This window comes from Scytonema hankhaensis NUACC26 (assembly GCF_045865695.1).
GTDB lineage: Bacteria > Cyanobacteriota > Cyanobacteriia > Cyanobacteriales > Nostocaceae > Scytonema.
Map to the genome: position 1 here is coordinate 1 of NZ_BAACAP010000181.1, position 25,784 is coordinate 25,784.

Annotated in this window: 33 protein-coding genes and 5 pseudogenes; 20 read left to right on the plus strand and 18 right to left on the minus strand. The window is 41.6% G+C overall.

What is annotated here, in order from left to right:
• From ACKTT2_RS17030 to ACKTT2_RS17045, 4 genes and pseudogenes are all read left to right on the plus strand, one after another.
• Positions 1-225, plus strand: a pseudogene (locus ACKTT2_RS17030) (hypothetical protein); the annotation flags it as partial.
• A 101-nt stretch (positions 226-326) separates the two neighbouring features.
• Positions 327-569, plus strand: a complete 243-nt coding sequence (locus ACKTT2_RS17035; RefSeq protein WP_407888975.1) for a hypothetical protein — start codon at positions 327-329, stop codon at positions 567-569.
• 511 nt (positions 570-1,080) lie between these two features.
• Positions 1,081-1,626, plus strand: a complete 546-nt coding sequence (locus ACKTT2_RS17040; RefSeq protein WP_407888977.1) for an NERD domain-containing protein — start codon at positions 1,081-1,083, stop codon at positions 1,624-1,626.
• Positions 1,613-2,521 (plus strand): effector-associated domain EAD1-containing protein, encoded by a 909-nt coding sequence (locus tag ACKTT2_RS17045; protein WP_407888979.1) that lies wholly within the window; start codon positions 1,613-1,615, stop codon positions 2,519-2,521. The genes ACKTT2_RS17040 and ACKTT2_RS17045 overlap by 14 nt, the downstream gene beginning before the upstream one ends.
• Positions 2,522-2,890: 369 nt before the next feature.
• Here the strand turns inward: ACKTT2_RS17045 and ACKTT2_RS17050 are convergent, their stop codons facing one another.
• Positions 2,891-3,019, minus strand: coding sequence for a hypothetical protein (locus ACKTT2_RS17050; protein WP_407888981.1), 129 nt, complete (start codon positions 3,017-3,019; stop codon positions 2,891-2,893).
• Between the two features lie 18 nt (positions 3,020-3,037).
• On the minus strand, positions 3,038-3,199 hold the full coding sequence (locus ACKTT2_RS17055) for a hypothetical protein (RefSeq protein WP_407888983.1): 162 nt from the start codon (positions 3,197-3,199) through the stop codon (positions 3,038-3,040).
• 41 nt (positions 3,200-3,240) lie between these two features.
• Between ACKTT2_RS17055 and ACKTT2_RS17060 the strand changes: the two genes are divergently transcribed.
• On the plus strand, positions 3,241-3,474 hold the full coding sequence (locus tag ACKTT2_RS17060; RefSeq protein ID WP_407888985.1) for a hypothetical protein: 234 nt from the start codon (positions 3,241-3,243) through the stop codon (positions 3,472-3,474).
• A 163-nt stretch (positions 3,475-3,637) separates the two neighbouring features.
• On the opposite strand, the gene ACKTT2_RS17065 is transcribed toward ACKTT2_RS17060, so the two are convergent.
• Positions 3,638-4,138, minus strand: a complete 501-nt coding sequence (locus tag ACKTT2_RS17065; RefSeq protein WP_407888987.1) for a hypothetical protein — start codon at positions 4,136-4,138, stop codon at positions 3,638-3,640.
• Between the two features lie 85 nt (positions 4,139-4,223).
• Positions 4,224-4,775, minus strand: a complete 552-nt coding sequence (locus ACKTT2_RS17070; protein ID WP_407889079.1) for a DUF2252 family protein — start codon at positions 4,773-4,775, stop codon at positions 4,224-4,226.
• Between ACKTT2_RS17070 and ACKTT2_RS17075 the strand changes: the two genes are divergently transcribed.
• Positions 4,775-5,170 (plus strand): nuclear transport factor 2 family protein, encoded by a 396-nt coding sequence (locus ACKTT2_RS17075; protein WP_407888989.1) that lies wholly within the window; start codon positions 4,775-4,777, stop codon positions 5,168-5,170. The two genes, ACKTT2_RS17070 and ACKTT2_RS17075, sit on opposite strands and share 1 nt — an antisense overlap.
• 314 nt (positions 5,171-5,484) lie before the next feature.
• Here the strand turns inward: ACKTT2_RS17075 and ACKTT2_RS17080 are convergent.
• Positions 5,485-6,216 (minus strand): annotated as a pseudogene (locus ACKTT2_RS17080) (filamentous hemagglutinin N-terminal domain-containing protein); the annotation flags it as partial.
• Between the two features lie 258 nt (positions 6,217-6,474).
• The gene (locus ACKTT2_RS17085) at positions 6,475-6,762 is read right to left on the minus strand and encodes a hypothetical protein (RefSeq protein ID WP_407888991.1); all 288 of its coding nucleotides are present in this window, start codon (positions 6,760-6,762) and stop codon (positions 6,475-6,477) included.
• 84 nt (positions 6,763-6,846) lie between these two features.
• Between ACKTT2_RS17085 and ACKTT2_RS17090 the strand changes: the two genes are divergently transcribed.
• Together ACKTT2_RS17090 and ACKTT2_RS17095 are read left to right on the plus strand one after the other, a co-directional pair.
• A complete protein-coding gene (locus ACKTT2_RS17090) occupies positions 6,847-7,233 on the plus strand; it encodes a nuclear transport factor 2 family protein (protein ID WP_407888993.1) in 387 nt (128 codons plus the stop codon).
• Between the two features lie 3 nt (positions 7,234-7,236).
• Positions 7,237-7,563, plus strand: a complete 327-nt coding sequence (locus ACKTT2_RS17095) for a hypothetical protein (RefSeq protein WP_407889091.1) — start codon at positions 7,237-7,239, stop codon at positions 7,561-7,563.
• Here ACKTT2_RS17095 and ACKTT2_RS17100 read toward each other — a convergent pair.
• Together ACKTT2_RS17100 and ACKTT2_RS17105 are read right to left on the minus strand one after the other, a co-directional pair.
• Positions 7,475-7,732 (minus strand): hypothetical protein, encoded by a 258-nt coding sequence (locus ACKTT2_RS17100; protein ID WP_407888995.1) that lies wholly within the window; start codon positions 7,730-7,732, stop codon positions 7,475-7,477. The genes ACKTT2_RS17095 and ACKTT2_RS17100 overlap by 89 nt on opposite strands.
• Before the next feature lie 178 nt (positions 7,733-7,910).
• On the minus strand, positions 7,911-8,645 hold the full coding sequence (locus ACKTT2_RS17105; protein ID WP_407888997.1) for a GNAT family N-acetyltransferase: 735 nt from the start codon (positions 8,643-8,645) through the stop codon (positions 7,911-7,913).
• 53 nt (positions 8,646-8,698) lie between these two features.
• Between ACKTT2_RS17105 and ACKTT2_RS17110 the strand changes: the two genes are divergently transcribed.
• The 5 genes from ACKTT2_RS17110 to ACKTT2_RS17130 all read left to right on the plus strand — a co-directional run bounded on the left by ACKTT2_RS17110 (position 8,699) and on the right by ACKTT2_RS17130 (position 13,717).
• A complete protein-coding gene (locus ACKTT2_RS17110; protein ID WP_407888999.1) occupies positions 8,699-8,857 on the plus strand; it encodes a hypothetical protein in 159 nt (52 codons plus the stop codon).
• A gap of 718 nt (positions 8,858-9,575) precedes the next feature.
• On the plus strand, positions 9,576-11,279 hold the full coding sequence (locus ACKTT2_RS17115; RefSeq protein ID WP_407889001.1) for a PPC domain-containing protein: 1,704 nt from the start codon (positions 9,576-9,578) through the stop codon (positions 11,277-11,279).
• Positions 11,280-11,459: 180 nt separating this feature from the next.
• Positions 11,460-12,053 carry a TetR family transcriptional regulator C-terminal domain-containing protein gene (locus ACKTT2_RS17120; protein ID WP_407889003.1) on the plus strand — a complete coding sequence of 198 codons (594 nt, stop codon included), beginning with the start codon at positions 11,460-11,462 and terminating at the stop codon, positions 12,051-12,053.
• A gap of 70 nt (positions 12,054-12,123) precedes the next feature.
• Complete coding sequence (gene panB, locus ACKTT2_RS17125) at positions 12,124-12,927, plus strand: 3-methyl-2-oxobutanoate hydroxymethyltransferase (RefSeq protein WP_407889005.1); 804 nt, start codon at positions 12,124-12,126, stop codon at positions 12,925-12,927.
• A 109-nt stretch (positions 12,928-13,036) separates the two neighbouring features.
• A complete protein-coding gene (locus ACKTT2_RS17130) occupies positions 13,037-13,717 on the plus strand; it encodes a glutathione S-transferase family protein (RefSeq protein ID WP_407889007.1) in 681 nt (226 codons plus the stop codon).
• 116 nt (positions 13,718-13,833) lie between these two features.
• On the opposite strand, the gene ACKTT2_RS17135 is transcribed toward ACKTT2_RS17130, so the two are convergent.
• Positions 13,834-14,388 carry a hypothetical protein gene (locus tag ACKTT2_RS17135; protein WP_407889009.1) on the minus strand — a complete coding sequence of 185 codons (555 nt, stop codon included), beginning with the start codon at positions 14,386-14,388 and terminating at the stop codon, positions 13,834-13,836.
• Between the two features lie 185 nt (positions 14,389-14,573).
• Between ACKTT2_RS17135 and trmFO the strand changes: the two genes are divergently transcribed.
• Entirely contained in the window at positions 14,574-15,887 is a 1,314-nt protein-coding gene (gene trmFO, locus ACKTT2_RS17140; protein WP_407889011.1) for an FADH(2)-oxidizing methylenetetrahydrofolate--tRNA-(uracil(54)-C(5))-methyltransferase TrmFO, read from the plus strand.
• A gap of 61 nt (positions 15,888-15,948) precedes the next feature.
• On the opposite strand, the gene ACKTT2_RS17145 is transcribed toward trmFO, so the two are convergent.
• Complete coding sequence (locus ACKTT2_RS17145; RefSeq protein ID WP_407889013.1) at positions 15,949-16,269, minus strand: hypothetical protein; 321 nt, start codon at positions 16,267-16,269, stop codon at positions 15,949-15,951.
• 347 nt (positions 16,270-16,616) lie between these two features.
• Here ACKTT2_RS17145 and ACKTT2_RS17150 point away from each other — a divergent pair, with 347 nt between their 5' ends.
• Together ACKTT2_RS17150 and ACKTT2_RS17155 are read left to right on the plus strand one after the other, a co-directional pair.
• A complete protein-coding gene (locus ACKTT2_RS17150) occupies positions 16,617-17,372 on the plus strand; it encodes a HipA-like protein (RefSeq protein ID WP_407889015.1) in 756 nt (251 codons plus the stop codon).
• Positions 17,369-17,983 carry an HIRAN domain-containing protein gene (locus tag ACKTT2_RS17155; protein ID WP_407889017.1) on the plus strand — a complete coding sequence of 205 codons (615 nt, stop codon included), beginning with the start codon at positions 17,369-17,371 and terminating at the stop codon, positions 17,981-17,983. The genes ACKTT2_RS17150 and ACKTT2_RS17155 overlap by 4 nt, the downstream gene beginning before the upstream one ends.
• A gap of 75 nt (positions 17,984-18,058) precedes the next feature.
• Here ACKTT2_RS17155 and ACKTT2_RS17160 read toward each other — a convergent pair whose 3' ends face one another.
• The 4 genes from ACKTT2_RS17160 to ACKTT2_RS17175 form a co-directional block, all read right to left on the minus strand.
• On the minus strand, positions 18,059-18,205 hold the full coding sequence (locus ACKTT2_RS17160) for a hypothetical protein (protein ID WP_407889019.1): 147 nt from the start codon (positions 18,203-18,205) through the stop codon (positions 18,059-18,061).
• A gap of 240 nt (positions 18,206-18,445) precedes the next feature.
• Positions 18,446-18,664, minus strand: a complete 219-nt coding sequence (locus tag ACKTT2_RS17165) for a hypothetical protein (protein ID WP_407889021.1) — start codon at positions 18,662-18,664, stop codon at positions 18,446-18,448.
• 81 nt (positions 18,665-18,745) lie between these two features.
• Positions 18,746-19,012: an STAS-like domain-containing protein gene (locus tag ACKTT2_RS17170; protein ID WP_407889023.1), complete on the minus strand. Its 267-nt coding sequence runs from the start codon at positions 19,010-19,012 to the stop codon at positions 18,746-18,748.
• A 428-nt stretch (positions 19,013-19,440) separates the two neighbouring features.
• A complete protein-coding gene (locus ACKTT2_RS17175; protein WP_407883979.1) occupies positions 19,441-19,593 on the minus strand; it encodes a hypothetical protein in 153 nt (50 codons plus the stop codon).
• A gap of 29 nt (positions 19,594-19,622) precedes the next feature.
• Here ACKTT2_RS17175 and ACKTT2_RS17180 point away from each other — a divergent pair.
• The 3 genes and pseudogenes from ACKTT2_RS17180 to ACKTT2_RS17190 all read left to right on the plus strand — a co-directional run.
• A pseudogene (locus ACKTT2_RS17180) lies at positions 19,623-20,329 on the plus strand (transposase).
• 13 nt (positions 20,330-20,342) lie between these two features.
• Positions 20,343-21,053, plus strand: coding sequence for a calcium-binding protein (locus tag ACKTT2_RS17185; protein ID WP_407889025.1), 711 nt, complete (start codon positions 20,343-20,345; stop codon positions 21,051-21,053).
• 7 nt (positions 21,054-21,060) lie between these two features.
• A pseudogene (locus tag ACKTT2_RS17190) lies at positions 21,061-21,705 on the plus strand (iron uptake porin); the annotation flags it as partial.
• A gap of 397 nt (positions 21,706-22,102) precedes the next feature.
• Here the strand turns inward: ACKTT2_RS17190 and ACKTT2_RS17195 are convergent.
• The 3 genes and pseudogenes from ACKTT2_RS17195 to ACKTT2_RS17205 form a co-directional block, all read right to left on the minus strand.
• Complete coding sequence (locus ACKTT2_RS17195) at positions 22,103-22,483, minus strand: hypothetical protein (RefSeq protein ID WP_407889027.1); 381 nt, start codon at positions 22,481-22,483, stop codon at positions 22,103-22,105.
• 249 nt (positions 22,484-22,732) lie between these two features.
• Positions 22,733-22,843: pseudogene (locus tag ACKTT2_RS17200) on the minus strand (DUF2887 domain-containing protein); the annotation flags it as partial.
• Between the two features lie 274 nt (positions 22,844-23,117).
• Positions 23,118-23,987, minus strand: coding sequence for an Rpn family recombination-promoting nuclease/putative transposase (locus ACKTT2_RS17205; protein ID WP_407889029.1), 870 nt, complete (start codon positions 23,985-23,987; stop codon positions 23,118-23,120).
• A 300-nt stretch (positions 23,988-24,287) separates the two neighbouring features.
• Between ACKTT2_RS17205 and ACKTT2_RS17210 the strand changes: the two genes are divergently transcribed.
• Positions 24,288-24,557: a hypothetical protein gene (locus tag ACKTT2_RS17210; protein WP_407889031.1), complete on the plus strand. Its 270-nt coding sequence runs from the start codon at positions 24,288-24,290 to the stop codon at positions 24,555-24,557.
• Positions 24,558-24,719: 162 nt separating this feature from the next.
• Here the strand turns inward: ACKTT2_RS17210 and ACKTT2_RS17215 are convergent, their stop codons facing one another.
• Complete coding sequence (locus ACKTT2_RS17215) at positions 24,720-25,682, minus strand: LysR family transcriptional regulator (RefSeq protein ID WP_407889033.1); 963 nt, start codon at positions 25,680-25,682, stop codon at positions 24,720-24,722.
• Positions 25,683-25,784 lie beyond the last annotated feature (102 nt).

Consider the following 25,784-nt stretch of genomic DNA (forward strand, 5'->3'; position numbering starts at 1 on the left):
GGCACGAGCTGCTTGGCAGCATTCAGTTGGTGGGGTGCGCTTCAAGGGTTTGGACCGGCGATCGGCATCGCAATCAAAGGCGACGATCCAGCTACTAGTGCATACCTAGGCAATCAGCCCGGATCGTTTTCGCCAGCGTTTTTTCTCTTCCTCGTTGGCTGGGCACCGTTCTTTTTCCTTGCGGCATATCTAATCCGCCGCTTCACCAAGCTGCGTCACACCTAACTAGGTGTAACCAGACCCAAAATTTGTCAGGATCTAGAAGCATAAGCGAGGATTTTGAGACGTTTCAAGTAGCTACGACTTGGCGGGAAATAAGAGTTGCTGTGGCTGTTCGCGAGGACTACAAGCAAGAGGCATGGGAGGCGTTGACACCTGTTGAGAAGAAGCGAGTGAGGGGATTGATGCCGCAAGAGGTGAGAAAACTAAGAGAGGCAAAGAAGGCAGGCTTAATTGTTGATTTTCAAGAACTCACCAGAGGGAGTCGATCGGGTGCGGAGAATGGGGAATGTACTGGGGGAAGTGGTGCGTGCATCGAGGTTGGATGCTTTTTTTTTTGGCACAGTTGATAGGTGATGGGCAAAGCCTTGCGTGAAGTGGGATGGTTTTGGATAGAGTAGTGCGAGTGCGATCGCTTTATTGTGCAGTTTGGTTTCAGTACATACGTTCTGCAAACAGGCAAAGGCGGAAGAAGGTAATAGGCAAACCTACAGCATAGCGGCAGATTGCACTTCCTCTTAGTTCTGGGGGAAGTTCGTATTCTAGATATTTCCCCCTTATTCCCTCTCAATCCAGCTCTTGCGTACTTAACGTGCTGAACTGCTTGCACTTTATCTGGTTTTGGTGCAATTGTATGAATCCGCTACCATCACGATCGCACTTTTAGTCTAATGGATGGAGTGCGATCGCACGAACCCACCACAAGCGATCGCCATAATTAGAAGTAGGGATGATAAGTAATTCTTCGTGTATTTGCCTTAGTATCTAAGTTACTGTTTTTCCCTGATGACGAGAGCCTCTAAAGCATAGGACAAATAAAATACAAGAAATAATACTGAATATAGAAAAACACATTGTCCTATGGAATTTCATCCTTATGAACCTTTCGACCAAAACAAAGCTCAAAAAGAAGTTTGGGAAAGGTTAAAAGAGGCATTTAAAAATGAACCTGGGGTGGCGTTTTATCGCTACCCCATTTTTCATAAAACGGAAAAGCTGCACAGAGAACCCGATATTCTCATGCTGCATCGAGAGTTAGGTTTATGGGTATTTGAGTGCAAAGGATGCACTATCAATAATATTGCTAGCATCTACGGTCACGAATGGAAGATGAACAACTGGCATTCAGAAGTTGAGACACCTGTCGCTCAAGCAGAAGACCAAATGTTTGCCATTAAAAATAAGTTAGATGTACCACGGGAAACACGGGGTTTGGTGTCTTTCAACTTTAGGGTTGTACTTCCATCCATCAAACGCGATGAATGGCAATCTAAGGGATTTCACGATTTTCCATCAACTCAAGGCGTAGTGCTACTAGCTGAGGATTTAACAGCAAAGGCTTTTACACAATGCTTTAGTGGATGCTTTTCCTACCAAATTCTTACTGGAGTAAATGTTATCATTTGAGTTAAATAGAAATTTAGATGAAATCACTGTAAGCAATAACTTAGCTGAGATTGCCTTTAGTTTAATTAAAACAGCTGAGGCTCAGGAATGGATTGAAGATTTAATCTCTAGTGCGCGTAAGTCGAATCCAGGAAACCTGAAATTGCAAGCTATTGTCCGAGAACTGAATCGAGTTAGCACTAAAGCGGAAAATTGGGTAGCTGATTCAAAAATTAGAAAAATTAATAATCTTGTGAATACAGCAAAAGAGATTTTAGAGCGTGTTAATTCATCTCTTATAGAAAATCTGCAGGTAATAATTCCCTTTCTTCAAAATAATTCAAAGCGTGATGAAGTTTGGAGCAAAGTTCATTTCCTGTTTCAAGGTCAAAGAGATCGAGGGAATTTTGGCAGATGGCAGTCTTTTCTGGAAGCTATTCTTGAAACAGAAGAAGACCCTCAACTTCAAGGTGCTATTAACCAGCTTATTGAGATTATACTACAATTTTATAAATCATTTTACTCCTATTATCGTTCTTCTACCAAAAATCCTAAAAAATTTCAACTGTACAAATATGATAAAGATTTCGTTGTTTATGCTTTGAACAAAGAGTGTTCTGGATTTACAGATGAAGAAGTTGCTTTGATAGCGGAGGAGTATCTTGACTATCTACGAGGTTTAGTTGAGAAAATGGGGAGTATTATTGGTAGATTAGAAACTGCAAAAGATAAGTCAAATCGCTACCATTTTTGGGATTATGACAGTGATACTAAAAACCACACTCTCAGCTTGCCACCAGAGCAAGTAATTCAGATTGAAGCTACTAAAGATTCTTTTAATCCGGGGGAGTTCGTTATCTGGGATACTAAAAAATCTCCTTGGTTTCTACCACGTGATTGGGGAAGTTTTAGCTGAGTGCATTAGTCTGTGCGGTGCGTTGCTCCTTATGGAAGTTTTAGGGTAAAGAGTGGGGGACTTCAATTTCCCTTGTTGATATCTTTGGCTGTAATGCCCGCTCAATAAGCGATCGCACTCCTATTTTCATCAAACCCTAACCCAAACAAAAACCCGTACTCTTAGTTACGGTTAACACTACCAATAAGGATACGCCAGATTTGCCAGAAAAACATTAAAGTACTATGTCCGTTAGTTAGGTTCTGCTGTTAATATAATTACCAACTATTTATTAAAAAGTAAGGCGACGGTGACAGTGCTGCAATATGTCGCCGAGCTACTGTGTAAAGATTGGGTCGGGTGAGGTAGCGATAAGTGAATCTTAACGGCTCAAGCCGTATTGCACTTTGGTTCTGTGGGATAAAGTTCGATTTCTCTAGATACCCGTGCCACTTGCACACCTCGTTGTAAAGTTTTGTAATCAAGGGGAATACAGGCAATCAAAAATGCTGTTTGCACTCAGTATGTATGCAGTTTTTATTGCTTGAGTTTGGCGAGCGCCTTAAGCAAGCCAGGACGGTGTTTGGCAACAATCATCCATTTGGGTAAGCGGCTAAATAAGCTTTGGTTATGCCAGCCATATTGAGGAACGGGCTTCGAGCTACGCAATAAACTGGCTATATATTGTTCTAGTAGCAATCTCGTGAGCGACTGAAAATTCTCCTCCCGGTCCTAATTTAATGCCATTGTTGGTTAAACGCGCTCTTATCAAGGGTTTTCTCGTTGGTGACTACCAACATCGTCAGGCAGAATTCGTCAAAGATGTTTCTGAGTGGTTGCGAGAAGGTAAACTCAAGTATAAGGAAGACGTTGTAGAGAGATTGGATCGAGCTCCCCATGCCTTTATAGGTTTATTACAAGGGAAAAACTTTGGCAAGCTGATTGTTAAAGTTAGCGATGACCCAACACGATAAGTCTGCCTTACGAACAAGTTGCCCGAAGAAACGCAAGAGACTGACAATTAGAATCAGCAATGGCACTGCGATCGCTCCATATACCCTTGCAACACCGCCACCTTGTTGTAAAGTTTTGTAAGAAATAGAAATACAGGCTGGCGATCGATAAGGCTGTTTCCACTCAGTTTGTACCCAGTTTTTCTTGCTTGAGTTTGGAAATTGCCTTCAGTAAGCCAGGACGATGTTTAGCAACAATCATCCATTTGGGTAAGCGGCTAAATAAGCTTTGATTATGCCACCCATATTGAGGAACGGGCTTCGATCCACGCAACGAGCTGGCGATATATTGTTCTAGCAGCAGTAAATGGCATTCGTTGTATGCCCACAATACGTACTGGCGATATTTGGTCTGTAAGTACAGTGGTAGTTTAAAGTAAGGATCGCGCATGGGGTCTGCATGCCAATCGTATCCAACACTTTGACTCGCCCAATCTTGACTCAATTCACATCCCCTACATACAAGACGCCGTGCTTGAAAGTAAGTTGGAACGGTTGTACTGTCAGAACAAACAGATGTAATATATGCTAGTGCTTGACAACGCGGACAAACCACTAAAATTTCATCCATCAAGTCATAAATGGTTATGTTTTTTTCTTCACGTTGCGATCGTAGGCAGTCCATAGCACAATCAGATTCAAACAAGCGAGCATAGTTTTACTTAACTCTACCGTATGCGATCCCGCGTATCAGTTATATTACAGCAAGTTTAGTAAAGTGGCACTCCTTGGTTATAAGCATTGACAAAACTGGTGTAGTCGTACTCAACTTGAGTCGCATAATCTACAGCAAAGTTAACTATTTCATCTTTGAATGCAGCCCGATCGCCACTTGTCATATCAGTGACTTCTTTATCAACACTTACAGCAACAATTGCAGTATCGTAGTCTTTATCGGAGATAGCATGGTTTTTAGCCACAACTTTTCCTGCATACGCCATCGCATCCATGAACTTTGACTTGGTCGTTAGCAATTTATAGTCAAAGTCCACTTGGTAAGGAGATTTTTCATGCAGTATAAAAGGAATACCACTAACAGTCGCGTAACCAACTAAAGGGTCAGTATTAAAAAGCATTGTTTTAGTAGCAATAGTTACTCTTTTTTCTTCATGGTTTTCATAAATGGAACTTGGCAGCAGAGATGGAACCGCGATCGCTCTTAGCGCAAGCCGTACCCGGCTTATCGCCACTGCACTAGTCCTTTCCTGCTTCATTTCCACAATGAGATCGTCATCAGTTACCGAACTTGGACCTTCAATCAGTGGGTATTGATTTTAATAGTGAAGAACTGCTTGTCTCATCACTGACACCCGATGCAGTTGTTGATTTTACCCAAGGTAACAAGTTGTGGGGGTTAGATTTTCCCGTGTTAACCGGGCGCGATCCGATTATCCAACTCTTGAAAGCAAGCGTTTGTTTGCTCGTTACCACACACTCTGTCACAAACCCGCGTACAGAAATAAATGGCGATACGGCAAAGCTTTATGCGATTGTGGAAGCTCAACACATTCCACCGAACCAGCGCAGTCGTCACTGTCTCATGAAGAACCAATACGATGTGAGTTTGGTACGGGAGGGCGAGAAGTGGCTCATCAAACACCTAATTGTAAATGGTGTTTGGTTTACGGGTGAACCTAGTATTTTAATTGGGCAGTAACTCAGGTGCGATATCTAACACTGTACCCAAATAAAAACTTATGGTTCTTTCGCTACTGTGTATTGTAAAGATATTCTGAATGTTTATGACGTGAAATAAATGCGATCTGCCGGAGGCAGTAGCGAAGCTATCGCCTATTGTGCTTTGTATCTCAAGGATTATAGTGGTTTTCCCAAGTTATCTAATAAAAGCGATGACGTCTGACCTTGCTCCTCGAGCGATCGCACTTCCCTTGAGCTATGAGGTTGAGTGATACAGGTTAGTAGTACTGACGAGGGGTACACTATTTATTTATGTGCTCGGTCATTAATACGAGCCAAGCTGACTAGACTGATGCTACCAACACTACCTAACTCAATGCGTCCTTCTTCTGCTCTCAGCAAGCTATCATCCAGCGTCACGTCACCCCCTACTAGCGCTATGGTTTTACCTGGCTGCACCTGTAGACCAACAACCCGCCCGTACTGCGATGGATTACCATTTTGGTCTACAGTCGATAGTGATTGACTATGGATACTTCCTGGATTATTTCCAAATTGCAAACCAATGGGGACACTTATAGTTAGCAGCGGTGTTGTTTGAGGAGTCTTTGCATTAAACTCTGTACCATCAGCAAATTTCAGACTACTTGCTGTAGTTGCTAGGAAAGACCCTCCAATATTCAGCGCGGCATTTTTACCAAAAATAATACCCGACGGATTAATCAGAAACAGGTTAGCCGTTCCGTTAGCTTTAATTAACCCATCAATGTTAGAAACTGACCCACCCGTTACCCGACTAATAATGTTTTGAATATCAAGAGCATTATTAAATATTGCGATGCCGCCAGTAGGAACAGAGAACTCACTAAAGCTGTGGAACAAATTGCTTCCTGCTTGAGTTCCTTCGGTAATATTAAAGGTACTACCATCTGGTGTAACGACAGAATTATTAGGTAAAGTACCATCTGGGGTGATTTGGGCAAGAGCACAATTTGCACTTATGACGGTTGCACCACCGATCGCAATACCTAATAAAAAGGAACAACTTGTCGTTATCTGTGACATTGCACCCCCTGGTATGTTGCAGTCGTTGTACTCTTTTTTGAGTAGACCATAATTATGGAAATCAGGCTAACACCTGCTTACTACTCACTTATAAAGTGCAAGCTTTACGCAAAGCCTGCTAATTCTTCACAAAACTTTATTTTCCGCTCTCAAGTTGTCAGAGTTGTCAGATAGGTTGTTAGAAATGAATGAGGCGATCGCTTCCACAACCTTTGCCAAGTCAGTAATTTATACATAATTGTGCTATAACCTCAGTGATTATATTGCTTCTCCCAAGTCATCTAATTCTGTAATGGCATTGTAGATAAATTCATCCCACCGTTCAAATACCTCTCGATTTGGTAAATCAAAAGATTGACGAACTCCTGAGTCAGCCTCAAGATATTCTTGTTCGTAATTCTCAAGTTTTTCCTGAACTTTCTCAAGTTTTTCAATCAGATCGAAGATAGCATCTGAGAGTTCAACCACTGGGAGAAGTTCTTCTGGATATTCTTGGTCTTCTTCTAAGTTGTCATCCTCTAAGTCTTCTTCGTTATCATCAAACATAGTGGCACTAAGGGTAGTTTACAAGCTGTAGCTTACTATAAAAGGAGTATCTGTCAATCCTAAAGTAGAATCAGCACCCCCGCTATGGAAACAGACAATTCGTACAACGAAGAACTTAAGCAACTTGAAGAGCAATTACTGCAACCAGAATTTCGTTCATCCTCACATGATGTAGCGTATCTGCTGGCAGATGAATTTACAGAGTTTGGAAGCTCGGGACGTATTTTCGATAAGTCACACATAGTAGAAGCTCTCCAATCCGAGTCTGCAGAACAATTGTCGTTAATGGATTTTCAGACACGAGCTTTGGCACCAGGGGTGATATTAGCAACTTACCGCGCTGCTCGGTACAATGAGGTAACCGGACAAACGACGTATTCGCTTCGCAGTTCTATCTGGAAATTACTGTCCGGGCGATGGCAAATGGTTTTTCATCAAGGCACACTATCAGCTGAACCGTCTCAAGTTTAACTTATGAGACTTGTAACTCCCTACCATTATAGAATTTACGAGTGTTGTGGTTCTCGTTGGTTTGTTTTTGATGCCGCCAGAGTGTTTTACAAATTAGAGGAATGCGATATGGCTTTAGCCGTTAAACTTCGCTTATCGCACTTTCAATTCTTAGGTAAGGGATGCGATCGCGTAAGGCAAGGCTCCTTTGAGGTTCCTTTGCGATCCGGATGGATGCCGTTAGCGAATACTGTAGACAAGACTACTTTAGCTGTCCTCGATAACCTACAGGACCTTCGCCTGGAAACTGTGCAGACCCTAAGAACGAATTGGCGTCGTCAAAAAAAGTGATACTGCCATTCCCATTAGGCCCTGACCATGTAACTACGGTGCCCGTAGCAGGTAAACTCTTAGATGGAACAACGTCCTGACGATTCTTGATTTCAAGCACCAAGTCCGCATCGTCATGCCAAGGGGCATCTGAACCACCAAATTGAATTTGAGTTGAATAAGTAGCCATGTGTAATTGTTGAAGAAGTGATTATTTATAAATATCAGCAGAATTCACTTATGCAGTTGTTATCTGAATCGGTTCTCTAGGTAATTATCGACCGCCAACCCCAGGCCATCGTGGCAGTGAACTGTAAGGGTGCAAAAGTCAATATTCAGTAGAGCGTCAACTTTTTCACAAATGGCGATTAAAGAGGGCGTTCCCAAGGCTCACTATACTGCCGATAGCCAACACGATTGAACGCAGAAATCATGGGCGCATTATTGACAGCCGTATCACAAAAGACTCGCCAGACTCCGACCTCTTGTAATGTCCGCGTTCCTTTTGACAAAAGATCGTTTGCAAAACCCAGCCCTCGATACTCCGGCACAACCCCAATGTAGTAGATTGTACCTTCTTCTAAACTTTCTTTGGCACACCCCGTGTAAGTGACCGGAAGCACAAATCCTACAATGTCCCCTTTTTCGTTAATTCCGAACTGCCACCATTCATCTTGGTACGAAAAGCCATCTTTTGATGAATTCAACAAACACTCAGCCGCTTTATCAGGATCGTGTTCTGCTACAAGTCTTCGATCGTTTGCATCACTTGATGAAGTCATGACACGCGCAACGACTGAAATTAAAGGATTGTCGCAAATTGCTTTGGCTGGCTCAAAAGTCAACCGAGTTGAAACTTCAATCCGTGGTTTTGGCTCTTCCCAAACAAATGGGACTTTGAGATAGGTTTGCTGACTCATAAGCGCTCGCAACAAAAATCTGTAAGCTTTGTTAACTATACTACACAAGACTACAAGAGCAAGATTGTCTGGTACCCACCGATTCAGCAGTATAACGGTGAAGTTATGGAGTGCGATCGCACTTGTAAGACCGATTGGGTTAATTCGGAATAATTGGAAACATTTATTACGCTCGGAGAACATAAGCTTTCGACGGGAAAAATTGTGATGGCACCATCATCGAGCTGGGCTTCAATTTGTCAAACGATACTACCTGTGGCTTTCCTGAAGATAGAGGTAACGTCAATTTCATTTTGGGTGGGTACGATGATAATGATACTTATACCCTTTATACAGGTAGTCCAGCAATTGATGGGGGTACGAATGATGTCAGAACCCAGATCGGCGGGCATTAAGTCACTGTCCTACGTTGGGAAATTAGTCAGAACACCAACTTGACTTTTGAGGCAGATAACATTGATGTAATCAGTCAAATAGCGCTCGGCTTGCCTGCCGTTGGCAACAATGCCTATAACTTGACAGTAGATCTGATTGGTAAATTCTCAATCGGCTCGATTCAACATCAATTACTATTTGGAGTCGAGCTCAGTCGATTTAACAACTTCACATCAAGGCAGGACATTGCTTCGATACTTGAAAAATCAATCTTTCGTAAACACATTAAATAAGCTTTTTGTCAAGTCTACTTATGATACATTTACCATGAATGTAATCGGGGTAACGCATTAAATCTTTTGATTTTTCACTATGTTAATATATAAATGTCCTAATTTTGTTTTTAAAATGTAAGTAGATAGGACTATGCCACACATATAAGGCTTTTGTGTGGTACAAACTTATCTATACTAATAAAAATTTTTCACAAACAATTTAGGATTCCTCTAAAAAAATTAGAAATGAAGAATTTTAATGAACAAATTGCACACATTCACTGATTTTTCTTATATTTACAGTTAATTTTCATTTTTTTAATCTTATTTTCCTCTTTTAAGAGTCAAAAACTGTTTGGCTAAAAACATTTTTTTATGAAGCTCCTTTATTAGCTGAAAAAAAAACTATACAAATATCTTATTTCTAGGGAATCGTATACCTTTATTTTGCAGGAATCGGATTATGTCAAGAAAAAGCGAAAACAGTTACATACACAGAGCTAAATTCCTTCTTAGTTGTTGTATAAGTAGTAGCTTGTTAATATCCGGCTATACTATGCCTGTAAAAGTCTTCAGAGAGGCTCAGCGAACCAATCCCTACACGATCGCTAAACTACCAGATGAAAGAGAACAAGAAGCAGTCAGTAAACTCGTTGAGCAAGTAGAGACTCCCCAAGTACCTGTGAGTCCAACTACTCCAAAACAAGCGATTGAATCTCCTTTAGCACCAAAACCTTCGCAAAGTAGCACTCCAAGTGCTAACGTTGCCAATCCCGCACCCAAACCCCAACCACAAGTAGAGACTGCTCCAAGTACGAGCACGGCGGCGGCTCCTGCACCCAAACCCAAACCCCAAACTACCAATACAGCAACGGCTCCTGCAACCAAGCCCAAGCCACAAACACAGACCACTCCAAGTACGAGCACGGCGGCGGCTTCCGCACCCAAACCCAAACCCCAAACTACCAATACAGCAACGGCTCCTGCAACCAAGCCCAAGCCACAAACACAGACCACTCCAAGTACGAGCACGGCGGCGGCTTCCGCACCCAAACCCAAACCCCAAACTACCAATACAGCAACGGCTCCTGCAACCAAGCCCAAGCCACAAACAGACACTACTCCAAGTACGAGCACGGCGGCTTCCGCACCCAAGCCCAAGCCACAAACAGACACTACTCCAAGTAGGAATACCGCGACTGCTCCCGCACCCAAGCCCAAGCCACAAGTAGAAACGGCTCCAAGTAGGAATACCGCGACTGCTCCCGCACCCAAGCCCAAGCCACAAGTAGAGACGGCTCCAAGTAGGAACACCGCGACTGCTCCCGCACAAAATACTATCTCACGACAAGGAGGACGTACTTCAAGCGATCGCACGGCGACTTCAAATTCCAAACCAATAGTTGAGCGTACTGCTGCTGTAAATTCAAGACAGATCGACAGACAAAGAACGGAAAATTCACCAATTAACTCATCCAATGGAATAGCTTTTAAAGAGATTAATTTTGTAGACTTTGCACTTGGTATTCTGACTCCTAACGATTATCAATACAAAGGCAGGCGTTACCATTTTTATCAGTTTGACGGGCAAGAAAACCAACGCATTCAAATCAGGTTAACTGGTAGTGCAGATAATCGCCGTACTAATAATCTGGCTTTAGAACCATTTGTTCTTCTACTCGCTCCCGATAATAACGTCCTTGTGAGTCGGGGAACTACACAAAAAAACAAAGACGCCTACATATTTGCACGATTACCTGTAGCGGGTAAGTATACGATCGCTGTCACAAGCCGAGATTCTAAAGATATAGGTCGCTATAGTTTAGCTCTCAGAAACGACACATCCGGCTATCTTTTAGATGAAGCATCTAAATTAGATGAAAATTTAACTTTGAAAAAAAATAGAAACTCTTATGATGTTTCTAAGTTTCAAGGGAAGAGAGACCAACGTGTCAGTATACGTGTAGAGAGTGTTTATGAGGAGTTTATTCCTTACGTGGTCTTGATGAATTCTAAAGGGCAAGTTATTGCTTCGGATTTAGACAAAGATCGCAAGTACAGCGCTCTCATTGATAAAGCAAAGTTACCTGATGATGGTACTTACTATGTTGTGGTGATTTCCGCAATGCCGCAAGAAAATGGTAGATACAGATTAACGATGTGGTAATTGCGTTCTCCTACACTTTTTGCACACATTTTTCTGCTTCACCTAAAGGCGCGAAAATGCTCTAGATAGCTTTGTGCCTTGCGCCTTTGCGTGAAGTCCCCTAGTCCCTCCACCAACTGCTTGACTTAGGACGACTCATCAGTTTAAATAAAAAAAGACCGAGTGGTCGGAAACATCAAAATGTCTAAAGGCGAAGAAACCAAAGAGAAAATTCTCCAACAAGCAGCCGAACTGTTTAATCAACAGGGTTATGCTGGTGCATCTATTGCGGATATTATGCGCGTTACGGGATTGCAGAAAGGAGGCATATATAATCATTTTCAAAGCAAGGACGAGCTCGCACTGCAAGCGTTTGATTTTGCCGTAGCTCAATTTAAAGAGCGTTACAGAACTATATTGCGTAGCAAGCATCATGCTGTGGATAGATTGCAAGCGATCGTAGATATCTTTCGTAGCAATATAGATAACCCAATTATCAAGGGAGGTTGTCCCATACTAAACACAGCTATCGAAAGTGATGACACGCACCCTGCTTTGCGAGAACGTGCGAGACAAGCAATGGACTCTTGGCGGGAAATGGTCTCTCAAATTATCCAAAAGGGTATCGAAAGGGGAGAAATTCGCTCGATGGTGAATATTGATGAAATAGCTACCATTATGATTTCTTCACTTGAGGGTGCTGTGATGATGAGCAAGCTATATGGAGACCTGATTTATATAGAAAGAGTCACTCAGCATTTAAACGAGTATATAAAGAACCACGTGCAAATCTAAAGCAATTAAAATGTATTAAGATTTACTCTTATCTAAAAACAGACCTACTGGTCTGAAAGTCAAGGTTCCCATGAAAAAAGACTCATCTTACTTGTTGGCGAAAAAGCGGAATCATCAAAAAATTGTAGCCCTAACAGCGTATGATTATCATACAGCACTGTTGGAAGATAAGGCTGGGGTTGATGTCATTTTTGTTGGTGACAGCGTAGGCACTAATATACTTGGATATGATAGCGAACAAGAAGTTACGGTAGATGATATTGCCCATCATCTCAAAGCTGTTCGACGAGGAGTCTCCCAAGCATATATTCTTGGCGATTTGCCTTATAATTCCTATGAAACTCCCAAACAAGCCCTCGATAACGCCAAAAAACTTTTAGCGCATGGAGCAGATATTGTTAAATTAGAAGGGGTTCGAGAAGAAGTTATTAAGCATCTTATTAAACATGATATAAAAGTATGCGGTCATCTTGGTTTACTACCACAAACTCATCAGCAGAAAAGGGTACAAGGAAAAACTTTTGAGCAGGCAAATGCAATTATTGAAGGTGCGATCGCACTGGAAAAACTTGGTATTTCTATGCTTGTTTTAGAACTAATTCCTGAAGAACTCGGTCAAATCGTAACTGAAAAACTAAGTATTCCCACCATTGGAATTGGTTCGGGTAGGTTTACTGATGGACAAGTTCTCATCGTGAACGACATCTTAGGAATCACACCGCGCAAGCTAAAACTTGCCAAAAAATATCAAGACTATCAAACTTTGACTGCTCAAACAATACAAAAGTATAAAGAAGATGTCGAACAAAGTTTATTCCCAGCAGAAGAAAATGTTTGGCACATGGCAGAGGAAGAATTAAAACACTTCCGCTAGTGTCCAATTCGCTGGAACCATAAGTGTTTGATAAAACGAAATACATTCGTATGTCAAATAACAGACCGAATGGTCTGATTGGAGTGTAACATTTTAGGAGGAATTTTTGATGCTTGAGTTCTACTACAATCCCCGCTCGCCAATGGCTCGTCGTGTATGGGTAACCTTACTAGAAAAAAACATTCCCTTTGAACCGATTTTGGTAAACTTGAATGGCAGTCAAATGGAACCAGAGTTTTTAGCAATTAACCCTTTTCATCACGTTCCAGTCATTATTGATGATGGGTTCCGCGTCATAGAATCTTTAGCAATTATGGATTATTTAGAAGCTAAATATCCAACACCTGAAATGTTGCCTAAAGAAGCCCAAGGATTGGCTACAGTCAGAATGGTACAAATGGTAACGAACAATGAGCTTTTACCTCAGATAATTACACAGTTATATGAAGATACAAGCTCTCCCAAAGTTGTACAAGCTAGGGAACACATAAATAAAGTATTCAGCTTTTTGGTAGAACTTTTAGGAGAGAATTCTTATTTTGGTAGCGATCGCTTAACCTTGGGAGATATCGTTGTAGGAGGAGCTATATCTTTATTGGTTCAGTCAGGGATAAGTCTTAAAAATTATCCTAAGTTGAATGACTGGCTCGATCGCTTAATGCAACGAGAAGCATGGAGCAAAACAGAATTGAACCAGGAGGAGTTTGAACAATTTAAACGGGTTCTTAAAATACTACGCGATCGCAAGTTGAACCAAGCTAGCTCCAAGGCAGTTACTTCTATTACCTAGATTATAGGTTATCTCAGTATATACCGAATATTAAGTCAGACAAGTGTTCTTTTTCAGAACCATTTCATAAGATTTGTAGGGGCGCGGCGGCCTTGCGCCCTATTTTGTTGTCATTCTTAGGTAATTCGTTGAAGTATATTGCCTGACAATTGATTAATTTGAAAAGCAGCTATTTCATGCAAGTAAAATAAAATCATTGCTTGCCCACTATCTTTGTAGTAAAAGTGAAAACCATCACTTTCAATACGATCCATAACGTATGAAAGAGTTAATGTGTCAGCCCAATCATCATTAACATAAATAGTCCAGCCATAATGTTTACCGTTAATTCTGTATTTAAGCCATGCTTCCCGCTCTTCAATATCTACAAAATCTTTGAGACCGTTGATTAAATCTGGTTTATTTGCAAGCGAGCATAGTTTCTTAACAATCCTGGCATAATCACCTGTTTGGTAAATACACTCAGTGTCAAATGACCACACCCGATCTGATATCAACCTTCCCCAAGGTTCGCGCTGAACGCACGAGCCGAGCATAGATAAGATTAAATCAAAAGGTTTTTTTTCATAATCCTCCCGGTCAAATGAGTACAAAAGGTCATCAATCGTAACTCCTTCATTAAGCGTTAAACCGAGTTTGGCAAGTTTTTCGAGTTGTTGTTCGAGGGTCATAAGTTGCTTAAATATGAAATAACAATTTTAACCATGACCCCAATCGACAGACTACACAAGCGGAAGTTAAGTCAAACTAGCTCCGAGGCTTCTACAGCCGTTACCTAAAGAGCCATGTATGGGAAAGGATACTATACTTGGTATAGATGAAATAAATTCTGCCAAATGTCGTCGTTCGGATGAGTATGGAAAAGCAACCGATTCAAGTTATTGGAGGTGGACTAGCCGGGACAGAAGCAGCATGGCAAATAGCCCAAGCTGGGATACCTGTCATTCTGTGGGAAATGCGTCCAAAACAATTTAGCGGTGCTCATCACACGGAACATTTGGCGGAATTGGTATGTAGCAATTCATTTGGAGCAATGGCAAGCGATCGCGCGGCGGGTTTGTTGCATGAAGAGTTGCGCCGACTGGGTTCTATTGTGATATCGAAAGCTGACGAACATGCAGTGCCTGCAGGTGGTGCGCTTGCTGTAGATAGGGGACAATTCAGCATTGATTTAACAGAAACCCTCGCTCGCCATCCCTTAATTGAACTCCGGCGAGAAGAATTGCGTAGTATCCCGGAAGGTATTGTTGTTTTGGCAACAGGCCCGTTAACAAGCCCGGACTTAGCAGAAGATTTGCGCCGCTTCACTGGAATGGAATACCTCAGCTTTTTTGATGCTGCTAGCCCGATTATTGTGGGAGAATCTATAAACCGCGATATTGCTTTTCTTGCTTCTCGTTACGACAAAGGTGAAGCGGCATATCTAAACTGTCCGATGAATAAAGAGCAGTACTTGCGGTTTTGGCAAGAACTTTGTGCAGCCGAACAAGTAGAATTAAAAGATTTTGAGAGGGAAACGGCAAAGTTTTTTGAAGGTTGTTTGCCAATTGAAGAACTCGCAAGACGGGGAGAAGATACCATGCGCTACGGTCCCTTGAAACCCGTGGGATTGTCAGACCACCGCACTGGAGAACGTCCCTATGCCGTGGTACAGTTGCGACAAGAAGACAAAGCCGGACAGCTTTGGAATATGGTAGGATTCCAAACCAATTTGCGATGGGGCGAGCAAAAGCGTGTTTTTCGATTAATTCCTAGTTTGGAAAATGCAGAATTTGTAAGGTTGGGAGTGATGCACCGCAATACTTTTATTAATGCTCCCCAGTTAATGCTTCCTAATTTGCAATTTAAAGAGCGCCCGACTTTATTTGCGGCGGGACAGTTAATTGGAACTGAGGGCTACACAGCTGCTGCTGCTGGCGGCTGGCTGGCGGGAACCAACGCAGCACGTGTTGCTTTGGGTAAAGAACCTTTGACTTTACCCAATACAACAATGATGGGGTCGCTGTTTGAATTTATTAGTTCGGCTTCACCCAAGCATTTCCAGCCAATGCCACCTAACTTTGGTATACTGCCAGACCTAGGAGAGAAAATAAAAAATAAACAGGAGCGTTACGGGCGTTATCGCGATCGCTCTCTTGATGATATCCAAAAAGTAATTCATTGTCGGTAACTCAATCAATTATGAATTACGTTCGCATAGCGTGCGCGGAGCGCATACTACGAATTACGAACTACTTTGAGGCTTTCTTTTGATCTTGGATTGTCTCGTCTTTGGTAGTGGCAATTCCATGAATGCCTATAGCTGCGATCGCTGCACCGATAAATCCCCAAGTTCCATTGGATAGTGCGTTTATGCGGTGAACTAGATTGCGATGATAGGCAAGATCCAACTGTCTTTCATTGTTTCTTCCTTCCCTAACCAACCTTTCTACATACCTTTCGGTTCTCCCCATAGCTATATAATCAAGATTGAAAGAGTAAAGTGATGAACCTGTGACCAACACACCTGGAATCACCAGAGTAATTAAGAGAATTGCTCTGCCTAAGCTCATAAAACCTCATCAGGCGACATTTCTGACTCAATGCTGACATGAGTAGCATTTTGTGATAGTATCTGGCGAACAAATTAGAAATGATAGGTTATGTGGATAAATTTAGAAAATTGACCGAGTGTGGTAGAAAAACATAACATTATTTTGTTTTAATCTGGTAGCTGTGCGTTCGCTCCAATTTATGATCTCGGAATTCCCAATCCTGCTTGTCACCCAAGAAGCATATGCAGCATCCTCAAATGAAACTTTAGGTAGTAAGTATAAATTTTGGTTTAACCACGAGAAACTTGGTCGTTGTCTTTATAAGCAAAGCCGACCAGATCTGGGGGAAGATTGGGCAGAAAAAGTTGCATTACTATTTATGCTCCCTATTGGGACTTCCTCATGCTGTTTACGAATTGGCTTCTACTTGGTCTGGAGATCGTGGCATAATATCACCCAACTTTTTACCACCAGAAGGGACGCTTGTTCATGGGAACGAGCTTCTTTCCTCAATTGTGCCGAACTACCCTACATTTGGCACTTCTGGTATATCACAGCATACAATAGATGTAGTACTGAAGGTAATTGCAGGCGAATCTGTAAATTTACCCATTGATTGGACACCGCCGTCTGGCATCCAAAAAGCAGTAGATGTGTTTGTTGGCTATCTTCTGCTAGATGCATGGATTGGTAATGGAGACCGTCACCATGAAAACTGGGGGATTGTCCAAATCAAAACAGCATTGACTTCAGAAGAAACCCAACACCTAGCACCTACTTACGACCATGCTTCAAGTTTAGGACGCGACCTCTCGGACTCTCAAAGACAGAAACGCTCAGTTCAGGCTTACGCAAACAAATGTTTCTCAGCATTTTATGGCAGTGTTGATGATAGAAAGACCCTTAAAACTTTTGATGTGTTTTCACTCGTTGCTCATCGCTATCCTGAAGCCGCTTGTGTATGGTTGGCACAACTTGAAAATATCTCGAAAGCAAATATATTAGATATTTTTCATCGCATTAATTGCTCGCGCATTTCCCCCGATGCAAGTCGTTTTGCTCAATCCATTCTTGAAATAAACTTTCACAGGCTACTTACCTTGAGGGAAACATTACCTTGAAAACACCAAAAACACTGTTTTTAGCTTGGCTTGACCCCTTTAGTCGCTGTTGGTTCCCCATTGGTCGCTTAACGTTTGATGGGGGTATCTATCAATTTGTCTATACTCAAGGTGTAAAAGAAGCTGAAGAGAAATGTGCTTTTAAGCCTTTGTCTTCGTTTCCGCGCTTAGATAAAATTTATACATCAACTTATTTATTTCCAGTGTTTGCGAATCGGTTAATGTCGCGTAAGCGTCCTGACTATTCAAGTTTTCTTGAATGGCTGAATATTCTCAACGATGAAAAAGACCCAATTGCAATTTTAGCTCGTAGTGGTGGGGAACGAGAAACAGACACACTCGCCGTTTTTGCCTGTCCAGAAGTTAATGAACAAGGACAGTACTATCTTTACTTTTTCTTACACGGGTTGCGACATTTGTCAAGCAGTACGATTGAGCGGATCGATCGACTAGAACCTGGGGAAACGTTATGGTTAGCGCACGAATTTCACAATCCCTACGATTCTCAGGCTTTAATTTTAAACACTAAAGACCACTACATTGTCGGTTATTGTCCGCGATATTTGCGCTTCAGAATAGTGAGCAAACAAATTCTGATGACTCATACTTGACAACAGTTTTCATATTAACGAGTATAAAAAAATAAAATTCCTCGACGATCGCGATCGCATTCCGAAAGCATTCCTCTATCTAACCAACAATTGACCCTGGCTACTAGCTGCTGCGAGCGCACCTGTATTAGCCGTAAAAACTGTTATTCCTGGGACACTAACATAGTCACCATCATCAGTAATTATTTGTGTGACTCCTGCTTTGTCAATTGCTTCTAGCATGAGCAAATCATAACCGTCTAGCAATTGAGTTTGAAATCTCGCAAGGGCAACATTACTTGTAGCTTCATTAACTAAAATATCAGTGCATACTGCAGTCGATGTTACCTGACTCCAAGCAGCTTGAACTTCTGCAATGACTTTTGCCCTCTCTGCTGGGTAGTTATGACGGTATTCTTTTACTTTGATTGTGGGAGAAAAAATTTGTCTTTCTGCCTGCTCAATATTATGAGCTAATTCAGCCTAATATTGACCGCAGTATAAAAGCAATGAGTTAGCGGAAATGGCTTTTGCAACGTAGGACGGGTAGTCAGTAATCTGATAGAGGCGAGAAGAAGTACTGGCATTAGTGTAAGTTTGCCAGTACCAAACATTAGTATCTACCAAAAATATGTCTTCTTTTTTCGGAGTGTCAGACCGGATATCAACAACCTCAGCCTGAACTGTATAGTTAACTGACATCAAAGGGTGTTAGCCTGTTCGCTGATAACTTGGTCTACTCTACTACGAAAATCAGAGTCAGAGTAATATCGCTTTGAATTTTCAATTCCCGTGCTTAAGTATTTGCTTACCAACTTGGTTAAGGTTAGACACCTTTAACAGACGCTTAAGGTGACTTGGGGGGATATCTCTCAGTAGTTGCCCAATAGCGAAGTTGAAGAAGGGGGAAGCAAAAATTTCCACTCCTGCAAAGTCTAATTCTACAGGTAGATCTGCTAACAATTCTGGATGAACCAAATCGTACACCCTTTGACCATCGCCCGGTGTAATGCAGTTTTTGCCTATTAGGGTAAAGATTTCGTGTTTCATAGTCTAGACCTCCCCCTTAAAACAACAGCTCTTCATCTGGTTCAAAGTCCAATGCATAGTATGACTCGTCGCACAAGAGTGTAATGTTTACCAGTGTTCCTCCAAAGAAACTTTGTCGATTTTCGTAAATTTCTTGTTTTTCATCTATTGTTACACATCCATCATGACTTAGAATTTGAAGTTTTCCCTTATTTATACAATACCTTTGCCAATTGTGAAGAGAGGTGGTGGTAGAGAAGTGAAGTTAAAGAATCTAAGAAGTCTAGTACTAGAACATCGATTCAGTAACAGGCGATCGTAAGGTAAGTCAGTCAGCCCAGTCAAAAAAGTTGGTAAGTAATAGTTGTATGAACGAATCCAAAAGCAAAGGTAAGTTGAAGAGAATGAAAATCACATAGCTGGGTGAAGGGGGTCGAGACAATTTGCTATCAACCACCTGTTGGGGCGATAAGTTGGGTACGGCTTGCGGCTAAGCGATCGCACTTACCTGACGAGCGCTTGTGACTGAATCGGTGTTCTAGGTGAAGTGAGAAAACCTGAAAAAAGAAGAGGGCAATAGTAGTAGAGTTGTTGTTTACCACAACGACAACTCAGAAAGCAACTTTAGCCCATGTTAGAAATTCTAGCACTTTTACAATGCCTACAACCTCATGTCAAGTCAAAAACAGTGCGTCAATTGAACCAGATCGTGCAAGCAATGCTTGCGATGACAGGACTCTTAACGATGTTAGGTATTTCTCGTTGGACGGTTCAAGGCGGGAGTTACCGAAGTCTCTGCAGATTTTTGGCGACAGTGCTACCGTGGTCAATGCTGTTTTGGGCTTTTTTTCGGCAACATTTGTGGAGTCAAAATGATATTTATTTGTGAGCAGGAGATGAAGTAATTGTGACAAAAGCGGGTCAAGAAACTTATGGGTTGGATAAATTTTTTTCTAGCGAGCTAAATTTGGATTATAACAAAATCATAGACTACTATAGTCTCCGCTTTCACTCTAGTATTTAACTTCCGGGATGCCAAACAGTTTTGGGGATTGGAGGATTTTATGAACTTAACCCAAATTGCTGTGACTAATGCTGCTAACATGAGCATTGTTTATGGTCAACTTATCCTACTGTCTGTTAGCTCAATTTCGCTCCTGTCATCCTGGTTCTGGAATTGTTGACCTCAAGGCTTTCTATCGTGGTTTTCAATATGTCTGGGAAATGTTAAAAATGCTGCCCGTAAAACCAGAGCCTATAATATTCGCCCAAATTTTTGCCAAGCTTACCTCCTTGGGTCGTATTCATCCCCTTTCTACAGAAGTTGAACCCTCGTAAATTGGCGAAGGTATTGAACAATGTAGATAATACTTTAGATGGTAAAGCAGGCAATGATGAACTTCACGGTAGAGATGGCAACGATGAGTTGATTGGTGGACAAGGCAGCGATACCTACAATGTAGACACTGCGGGCGATATAGTCACTGAGAACCTCAACGAAGGCATTGATATAGTTAACGCTGCTATCAACTACACCCTCGCTGCAAACCTAGAAAATCTCAACCTACTTGAAGGTACTGCTGCACTGAACGGCACAGGTAACGAACTCAACAACACTATCAATGGAAATTCTACCAACAATACCCTAAATGGGGGAGCAGGTGACGATCGCCTCTACGGTTTTGCTGGTGGTGACACCCTCCAAGGTGGAGATGGTAACGACTGGATTGTTGGCGGACAGGGAAATGATATCCTCACTGGAGGCACAGGTAACGACTATTTTGCTTGCAATGCTATAACAGACGCTGGCGATCGCATTACTGACTTTACAGTTGGCAGTGACAAAATTGTTCTCACCGATTTACTCAAAAATTTAGGCTATAAAGGCTCGAATGCGATCGCTGATGGTGTCTTAAGCTTCAAACAAGCAAGTTCGAGTCTTGCGCTCGTTCAAATCGATCCAGACGGGACAGCAAGCAACTTGTTCAGAGCAGCACCCTTCATGTTGCTCGACAACGTATTAGTAACAGCATTAAATAATTCCAATAATTTTGTCTTTTGAATAAAAAATGAACTATACCAATTCATGCATTGTTAATAGTTTGATTGTTCTCAATATCATTACCCAGATACCTAAAGTTTCAGCAGAAGAGGGAGTAGTTGCACCTAGCAACGCTACTGAAGTAGGTAATAAGGTAAACTCAGTATCCCAACTATCAGATGTGCAACCAACAGATTGGGCTTTCCAAGCTTTGCAATCTTTAGTAGAACGCTACGGCGTAATAGCGGGCTACTTAGATGGTACTTTCCGAGGTAATAGAGCCATGACTCGCTACGAATTTGCCGCCGGATTGAATGCAGCTTTAGACCGAGTAAATCAGTTGATTGCGGCAGGGCTTGCAGATAAGGTATCTAAAGAAGACCTAGCAATACTGCAACGCTTGCAAGAGGAGTTTGCTGTAGAGTTAACTACCTTGCGGGGTCGAGTAGATACCTTAGAAGCTAAGACAGCAGAACTACAAGCTAACTAGTTTTCGACCACAACAAAGCTCACTGGTCAAGCCATTTTTGCTGTTAACGCAGGTACTCAAGCTGATGCAGATAATCCCAATGTCACTTTCTTCAGTCGCACCCGCTTAAACTTGGAAACCAGCTTCACTGGGAAAGATTTGTTGCTCACCCAATTGCAAGCAGGGACGGGAAACAGCAACAACGATGCGGCAACATTTTTGCAAAGAGAAGAAGGAGATTTTAGAAATCGTTTGGTGCAATTTGGTGAGAATTTAACTCAGCAAAACTTTGAACGACTTTTTTTCCCACTCGATACTTTAGGAGTCACCTTAGAAGACTTAGGTTTGGGTTTGGCTAATCTAGAAAACGTTGATACAATTCGAGATACCCTTGCAGGAACCGTTGCAACTCAGAGCTTGGAAGCTGGTGCATCGCAGGAAGAAGCTTTACGAATTCGTCAAAACTTGATTGATGCGATCGACACTAGCAGAGAAATTAACACCTTCTTACAAGTTAACAGTACCCTAGATTACTCTAAAAATAGCGTAGCGATCGCATAATTCTGACATTCAAATGTGTTTTTATTCTAGACAATAGAAACTATTGAGAATACGCTTGCCTTCTGCAAGAAAAATAACGATTTAAATCTTTGTTCGTAGCCATATAAACCGTAGTAATGGCACAGAGAACGACCATAATCCAACTGCCAACGATGAGAAAGGCGGATAGCTTGGAACTCAGTGCCACAACCATCGCAATTAGAGCGACAACCAACAAACTCAAAATACCCATCAGGAAGTATTTTGCCCATTTGCGACCTTGAAGAACAAAATACATCACCAAAATTGTCAGCAAGATGCGTCCCATTGACCACCGATCCTTCGCAACAATGACCAGTGCGACATCTAGGATACAAAGCACCACAAACATAAACACTAGTCTATTTCGGGCTTGTAAGGCAGAACGGTCGGACTGAGGCATGGCTGTTGTGATGATATTTGCGAATATTAGGCATCTAAAAAAGATCCTAACTCCCAGCCTGCTCATTTTCTCAAGAATTTCTTATCGTTGGGTGGGATTGGATCTTATCGGCTATGCTGTTGTTTAATTAAACAACTTAAACCTAATACTTACGTTATTTAGGTGTTCTGCTGTGCCGCTAAGCGGACAGCTTCTAGATCGACTTTCAGCTCTTGAGCAATCTGCTCTACGCTCATTCCCATTTTAAGTAACAGACTCAAATCGATAATTCTGTGCTTCTTCAGGAGCTTCATTAACTAGCTCAAAAAGTAATCCAGGAGAGCGCATAAAAATTTGGTAGTAAATGGAATCGCGTTTCATCAAAATATCCTTGAGGTGCTCGTGTCCGTTGTTGACACACTTTTCAAACTGATAGTCTACCAGATAGAGCTAGTCTTGTTAAAATTACATTGAGTTATAGCCTTGTATGACTTAAATATTTACTTTAAACAAATAAAAATTATGAATTTTGCGGACGTTTTTTTCCTTTTAAATTTTTTGCAGAACATGAAAACAGCGTAGCGCTAAAACTTCAAATCGGCTACGCTGTTGTTATTTAAAAGGCAATGGAGCTTAAACTTGACTCCCGTGTTATTTAAGCACTCTGCTGTGCAGCTAAGCGGACAGCTTCTAGATCGACTTTCAGCTCTTGAGCAATCTGCTCCACACTCATTCCCATTTTGAGTAACAGAGGCACAGTAACTCTTAACATTTCTGCTTTCTGTTCTTCGCGACCTTCCACGCGACCTTCTTCACGACCTTCCACGCGACCTTCCACGCGACCTTCCACGCGACCTTCCACGCGACCTTCAGCTTTCGCTTCCTGATAAACTCTTGTCTGCTCCAAAGTCAGTCCTAGCATAGCTTCTACTTCCTCTCTACTCAATGAAGAAAATTTGTAAACGGCGATTGTGGTAATAATATCTATGATTTCGATTTTCGGCAGTATGTCTGTTTCTTCTAATTGTACTCGCTCAATTAACCGACGCGCTTGCTCTGCCATCTCCTCATCCGATGCAATCGTCAACTGCATCAAGTTGATACCTACTGGCTGCTGGTTTGGCTCGCCTAACTCATCTAAATAAATTTGCTGTACTTGGTCGCTGTTAAGAAATATTCGATGCGTTTTTCGATCGCTTGGTTCCAAAGAGCGTGATGGAAAAATGACTACACAGCACCAGTCATCGTACTGAAACCGATTCCGATTCAAGTACATCATTGACTCAGTAAAGAATCGATAGTAAAGAGCTTCGTCTTTTTGAAATTGGACTTCTGCAAAAAAGACAATTTTAGATTTTGCACCCACAGGAGGTAAAAACACTCCATCAATGCGAAAGGCAGTTTCCTTCACTTCCACAGACTCAAATCGATAATTCTGTGCTTCTTCAGGAGGTTCATTCACTAGTTCAAAAAGTAATCTAGGAGAGCGCTTAAAAATCTGATAGTAAATGGAATCGCGTTTCATTAAAATTTCCTTAAGGTGCTCGTGTCCGTTGTTGACACACTTTTCAAATTGATAGTCTACCAGATAAAGCAAGTCTTGTTAAAATTACATTGAGTTATAGCCTTGTATGACTTAAATATTTACTTTAAACAAATAAAAATAAGCAGTGTTTCCGTTTCCTCTTGCGGACAGTTTTTTCCTTGAATTGAAAATAACTTGCGTACATACAACAGCCCTGCTAAACACAAAGAGATGGCAGTTGCAAGCAAATTGGTGCTATAATTTTATACTCTAAAGGAAATTTAAGAATTAAGATACACTATGACCGATGAAGAACTTAAGCAACTGATTGCCTCCAACGCCAAAGCTATTCAAGCAGCAACTGACGAAAGAGTAGAACTCAGGCTAGCAGTGGGACGGTTAGAGGAAAACATTGGTCGTATCGATCGAGCAATTGAGCAATTAACAACTCTTAATCAAGGGATTGTTAGATTGTTAGCTTCTCTAGATGACGATCGCCCAACCATTTTGAGAAGATTAATGTCTATTGAAAACAAAGTTGACCAACTTCTAGACCAGAAACAAGAATGAATTCCTGCTTGTAGATTCAGCCTAGAGTGACTTTGCCCTAACCTTCTATAGCTAACTCTTGCCCTCTGCCTCCTTTGACTCTTTTACAATTGAACACAATTAGGCAAGGCTGTGCCAAAACGGATGCTCCCTTAGTTGGTGCAAGCTTGGACATGATGGTTCTCACCAAGCATCGCGCAGGTATATAATCTCCTCAATCACCTTGAGAAAATTGGGTAATACCATTGATGAATTTTTCTTTCGCCAAACAGCAGCAATTTGTCGAGTCAGTGTTGCATCTTTCAGCACTTTATAGATGACACCTTCGCGGTGAAGAATTTGAACGTGGTTGGGGAGAATTGATATACCTTTTCCTGATACCACTAAACTCAAAAGTACAACAACTCCAGTGACTCTAATATTAGACGCAATTTTAGGCTCAAAACCTATTTTTCTGCATAAGGTAATGACTTCTCCGTAGAAAGGTAATACATCAATTGGAGGCAAGATAATCGTCTCGTTTGCTAATGCTTTCAGAGAAATCTCGGTATTCTTTTGCTTAGCCAGAGCATGATTGGTTGGTAATGCAACAACAAAGTATTCATTGAGAAGGATCTGAGATTCTAAATCTGGGTCATTCCTATCAAAACTGGGGGAGCGTTGAAACACCACATCTAATTCACAATTCTTGAGCATCTGAATCTCTTGTTGAATTCTGACTTCGCGCAATTCTAGTTCCACATTGGGAAATTGCTTCTGAAACTCTTGTAACACTTCGGGTAGAATACTGTTTGCGACAGCATTGTTGAGACCAAGGATTAAACGTCCAATTTGACCAAGACTTGCTTGTTGTACTTGTGCGATCGCTCGCTCGAGGTGCATGAGAGCTAACTGTACTTCTTTGAAGAAAGCCTTACCTGCTTCAGTTAATTCGATGGGACGTTTGGTGCGCTCGAACAGTTTTATATCTGATGTTTTTGATACGGCACTCAACGATTTTTCTAATGCTTGAATACTTTGGGTAAGGTTAGGCTGATGAATTCCCAGACGCTTTGCTGCCTCAGTGAAGTTGTTTCCAGCCTGCACCACTGCGATGAAATTGTAGATTTGCCGCACTTCAAGATGATTCAGATGTTGAAAGTCCATAGGCAATCTGAAACTATATGTTTCAGCATATTATGCTATGGCATATTTTACTATATAAGATATTTTACTGTATAAAGTAGAGCATAGTCGGGCTTTGCAACA

Coding starts and splice junctions, on each gene's coding strand:
- ACKTT2_RS17130 (WP_407889007.1), top strand. CDS start 13,037: ATGCTTGAGTTCTACTACAATCCCCGCTCGCCAATGGCTCGTCGTGTA.
- ACKTT2_RS17060 (WP_407888985.1), top strand. CDS start 3,241: ATGCCATTGTTGGTTAAACGCGCTCTTATCAAGGGTTTTCTCGTTGGT.
- ACKTT2_RS17065 (WP_407888987.1), bottom strand. CDS start 4,138: ATGGACTGCCTACGATCGCAACGTGAAGAAAAAAACATAACCATTTAT.
- ACKTT2_RS17170 (WP_407889023.1), bottom strand. CDS start 19,012: ATGAAACACGAAATCTTTACCCTAATAGGCAAAAACTGCATTACACCG.
- ACKTT2_RS17115 (WP_407889001.1), top strand. CDS start 9,576: ATGTCAAGAAAAAGCGAAAACAGTTACATACACAGAGCTAAATTCCTT.
- ACKTT2_RS17135 (WP_407889009.1), bottom strand. CDS start 14,388: ATGACCCTCGAACAACAACTCGAAAAACTTGCCAAACTCGGTTTAACG.
- ACKTT2_RS17215 (WP_407889033.1), bottom strand. CDS start 25,682: ATGGACTTTCAACATCTGAATCATCTTGAAGTGCGGCAAATCTACAAT.
- ACKTT2_RS17095 (WP_407889091.1), top strand. CDS start 7,237: ATGAGACTTGTAACTCCCTACCATTATAGAATTTACGAGTGTTGTGGT.
- trmFO (WP_407889011.1), top strand. CDS start 14,574: ATGGAAAAGCAACCGATTCAAGTTATTGGAGGTGGACTAGCCGGGACA.
- ACKTT2_RS17085 (WP_407888991.1), bottom strand. CDS start 6,762: ATGTTTGATGATAACGAAGAAGACTTAGAGGATGACAACTTAGAAGAA.
- ACKTT2_RS17160 (WP_407889019.1), bottom strand. CDS start 18,205: ATGCTAGAAGCAATTGACAAAGCAGGAGTCACACAAATAATTACTGAT.
- ACKTT2_RS17100 (WP_407888995.1), bottom strand. CDS start 7,732: ATGGCTACTTATTCAACTCAAATTCAATTTGGTGGTTCAGATGCCCCT.
- ACKTT2_RS17105 (WP_407888997.1), bottom strand. CDS start 8,645: ATGTTCTCCGAGCGTAATAAATGTTTCCAATTATTCCGAATTAACCCA.
- panB (WP_407889005.1), top strand. CDS start 12,124: ATGAAAAAAGACTCATCTTACTTGTTGGCGAAAAAGCGGAATCATCAA.
- ACKTT2_RS17090 (WP_407888993.1), top strand. CDS start 6,847: ATGGAAACAGACAATTCGTACAACGAAGAACTTAAGCAACTTGAAGAG.
- ACKTT2_RS17145 (WP_407889013.1), bottom strand. CDS start 16,269: ATGAGCTTAGGCAGAGCAATTCTCTTAATTACTCTGGTGATTCCAGGT.
- ACKTT2_RS17195 (WP_407889027.1), bottom strand. CDS start 22,483: ATGCCTCAGTCCGACCGTTCTGCCTTACAAGCCCGAAATAGACTAGTG.
- ACKTT2_RS17120 (WP_407889003.1), top strand. CDS start 11,460: ATGTCTAAAGGCGAAGAAACCAAAGAGAAAATTCTCCAACAAGCAGCC.
- ACKTT2_RS17040 (WP_407888977.1), top strand. CDS start 1,081: ATGGAATTTCATCCTTATGAACCTTTCGACCAAAACAAAGCTCAAAAA.
- ACKTT2_RS17210 (WP_407889031.1), top strand. CDS start 24,288: ATGACCGATGAAGAACTTAAGCAACTGATTGCCTCCAACGCCAAAGCT.
- ACKTT2_RS17165 (WP_407889021.1), bottom strand. CDS start 18,664: ATGTCAGTTAACTATACAGTTCAGGCTGAGGTTGTTGATATCCGGTCT.
- ACKTT2_RS17205 (WP_407889029.1), bottom strand. CDS start 23,987: ATGAAACGCGATTCCATTTACTATCAGATTTTTAAGCGCTCTCCTAGA.
- ACKTT2_RS17045 (WP_407888979.1), top strand. CDS start 1,613: ATGTTATCATTTGAGTTAAATAGAAATTTAGATGAAATCACTGTAAGC.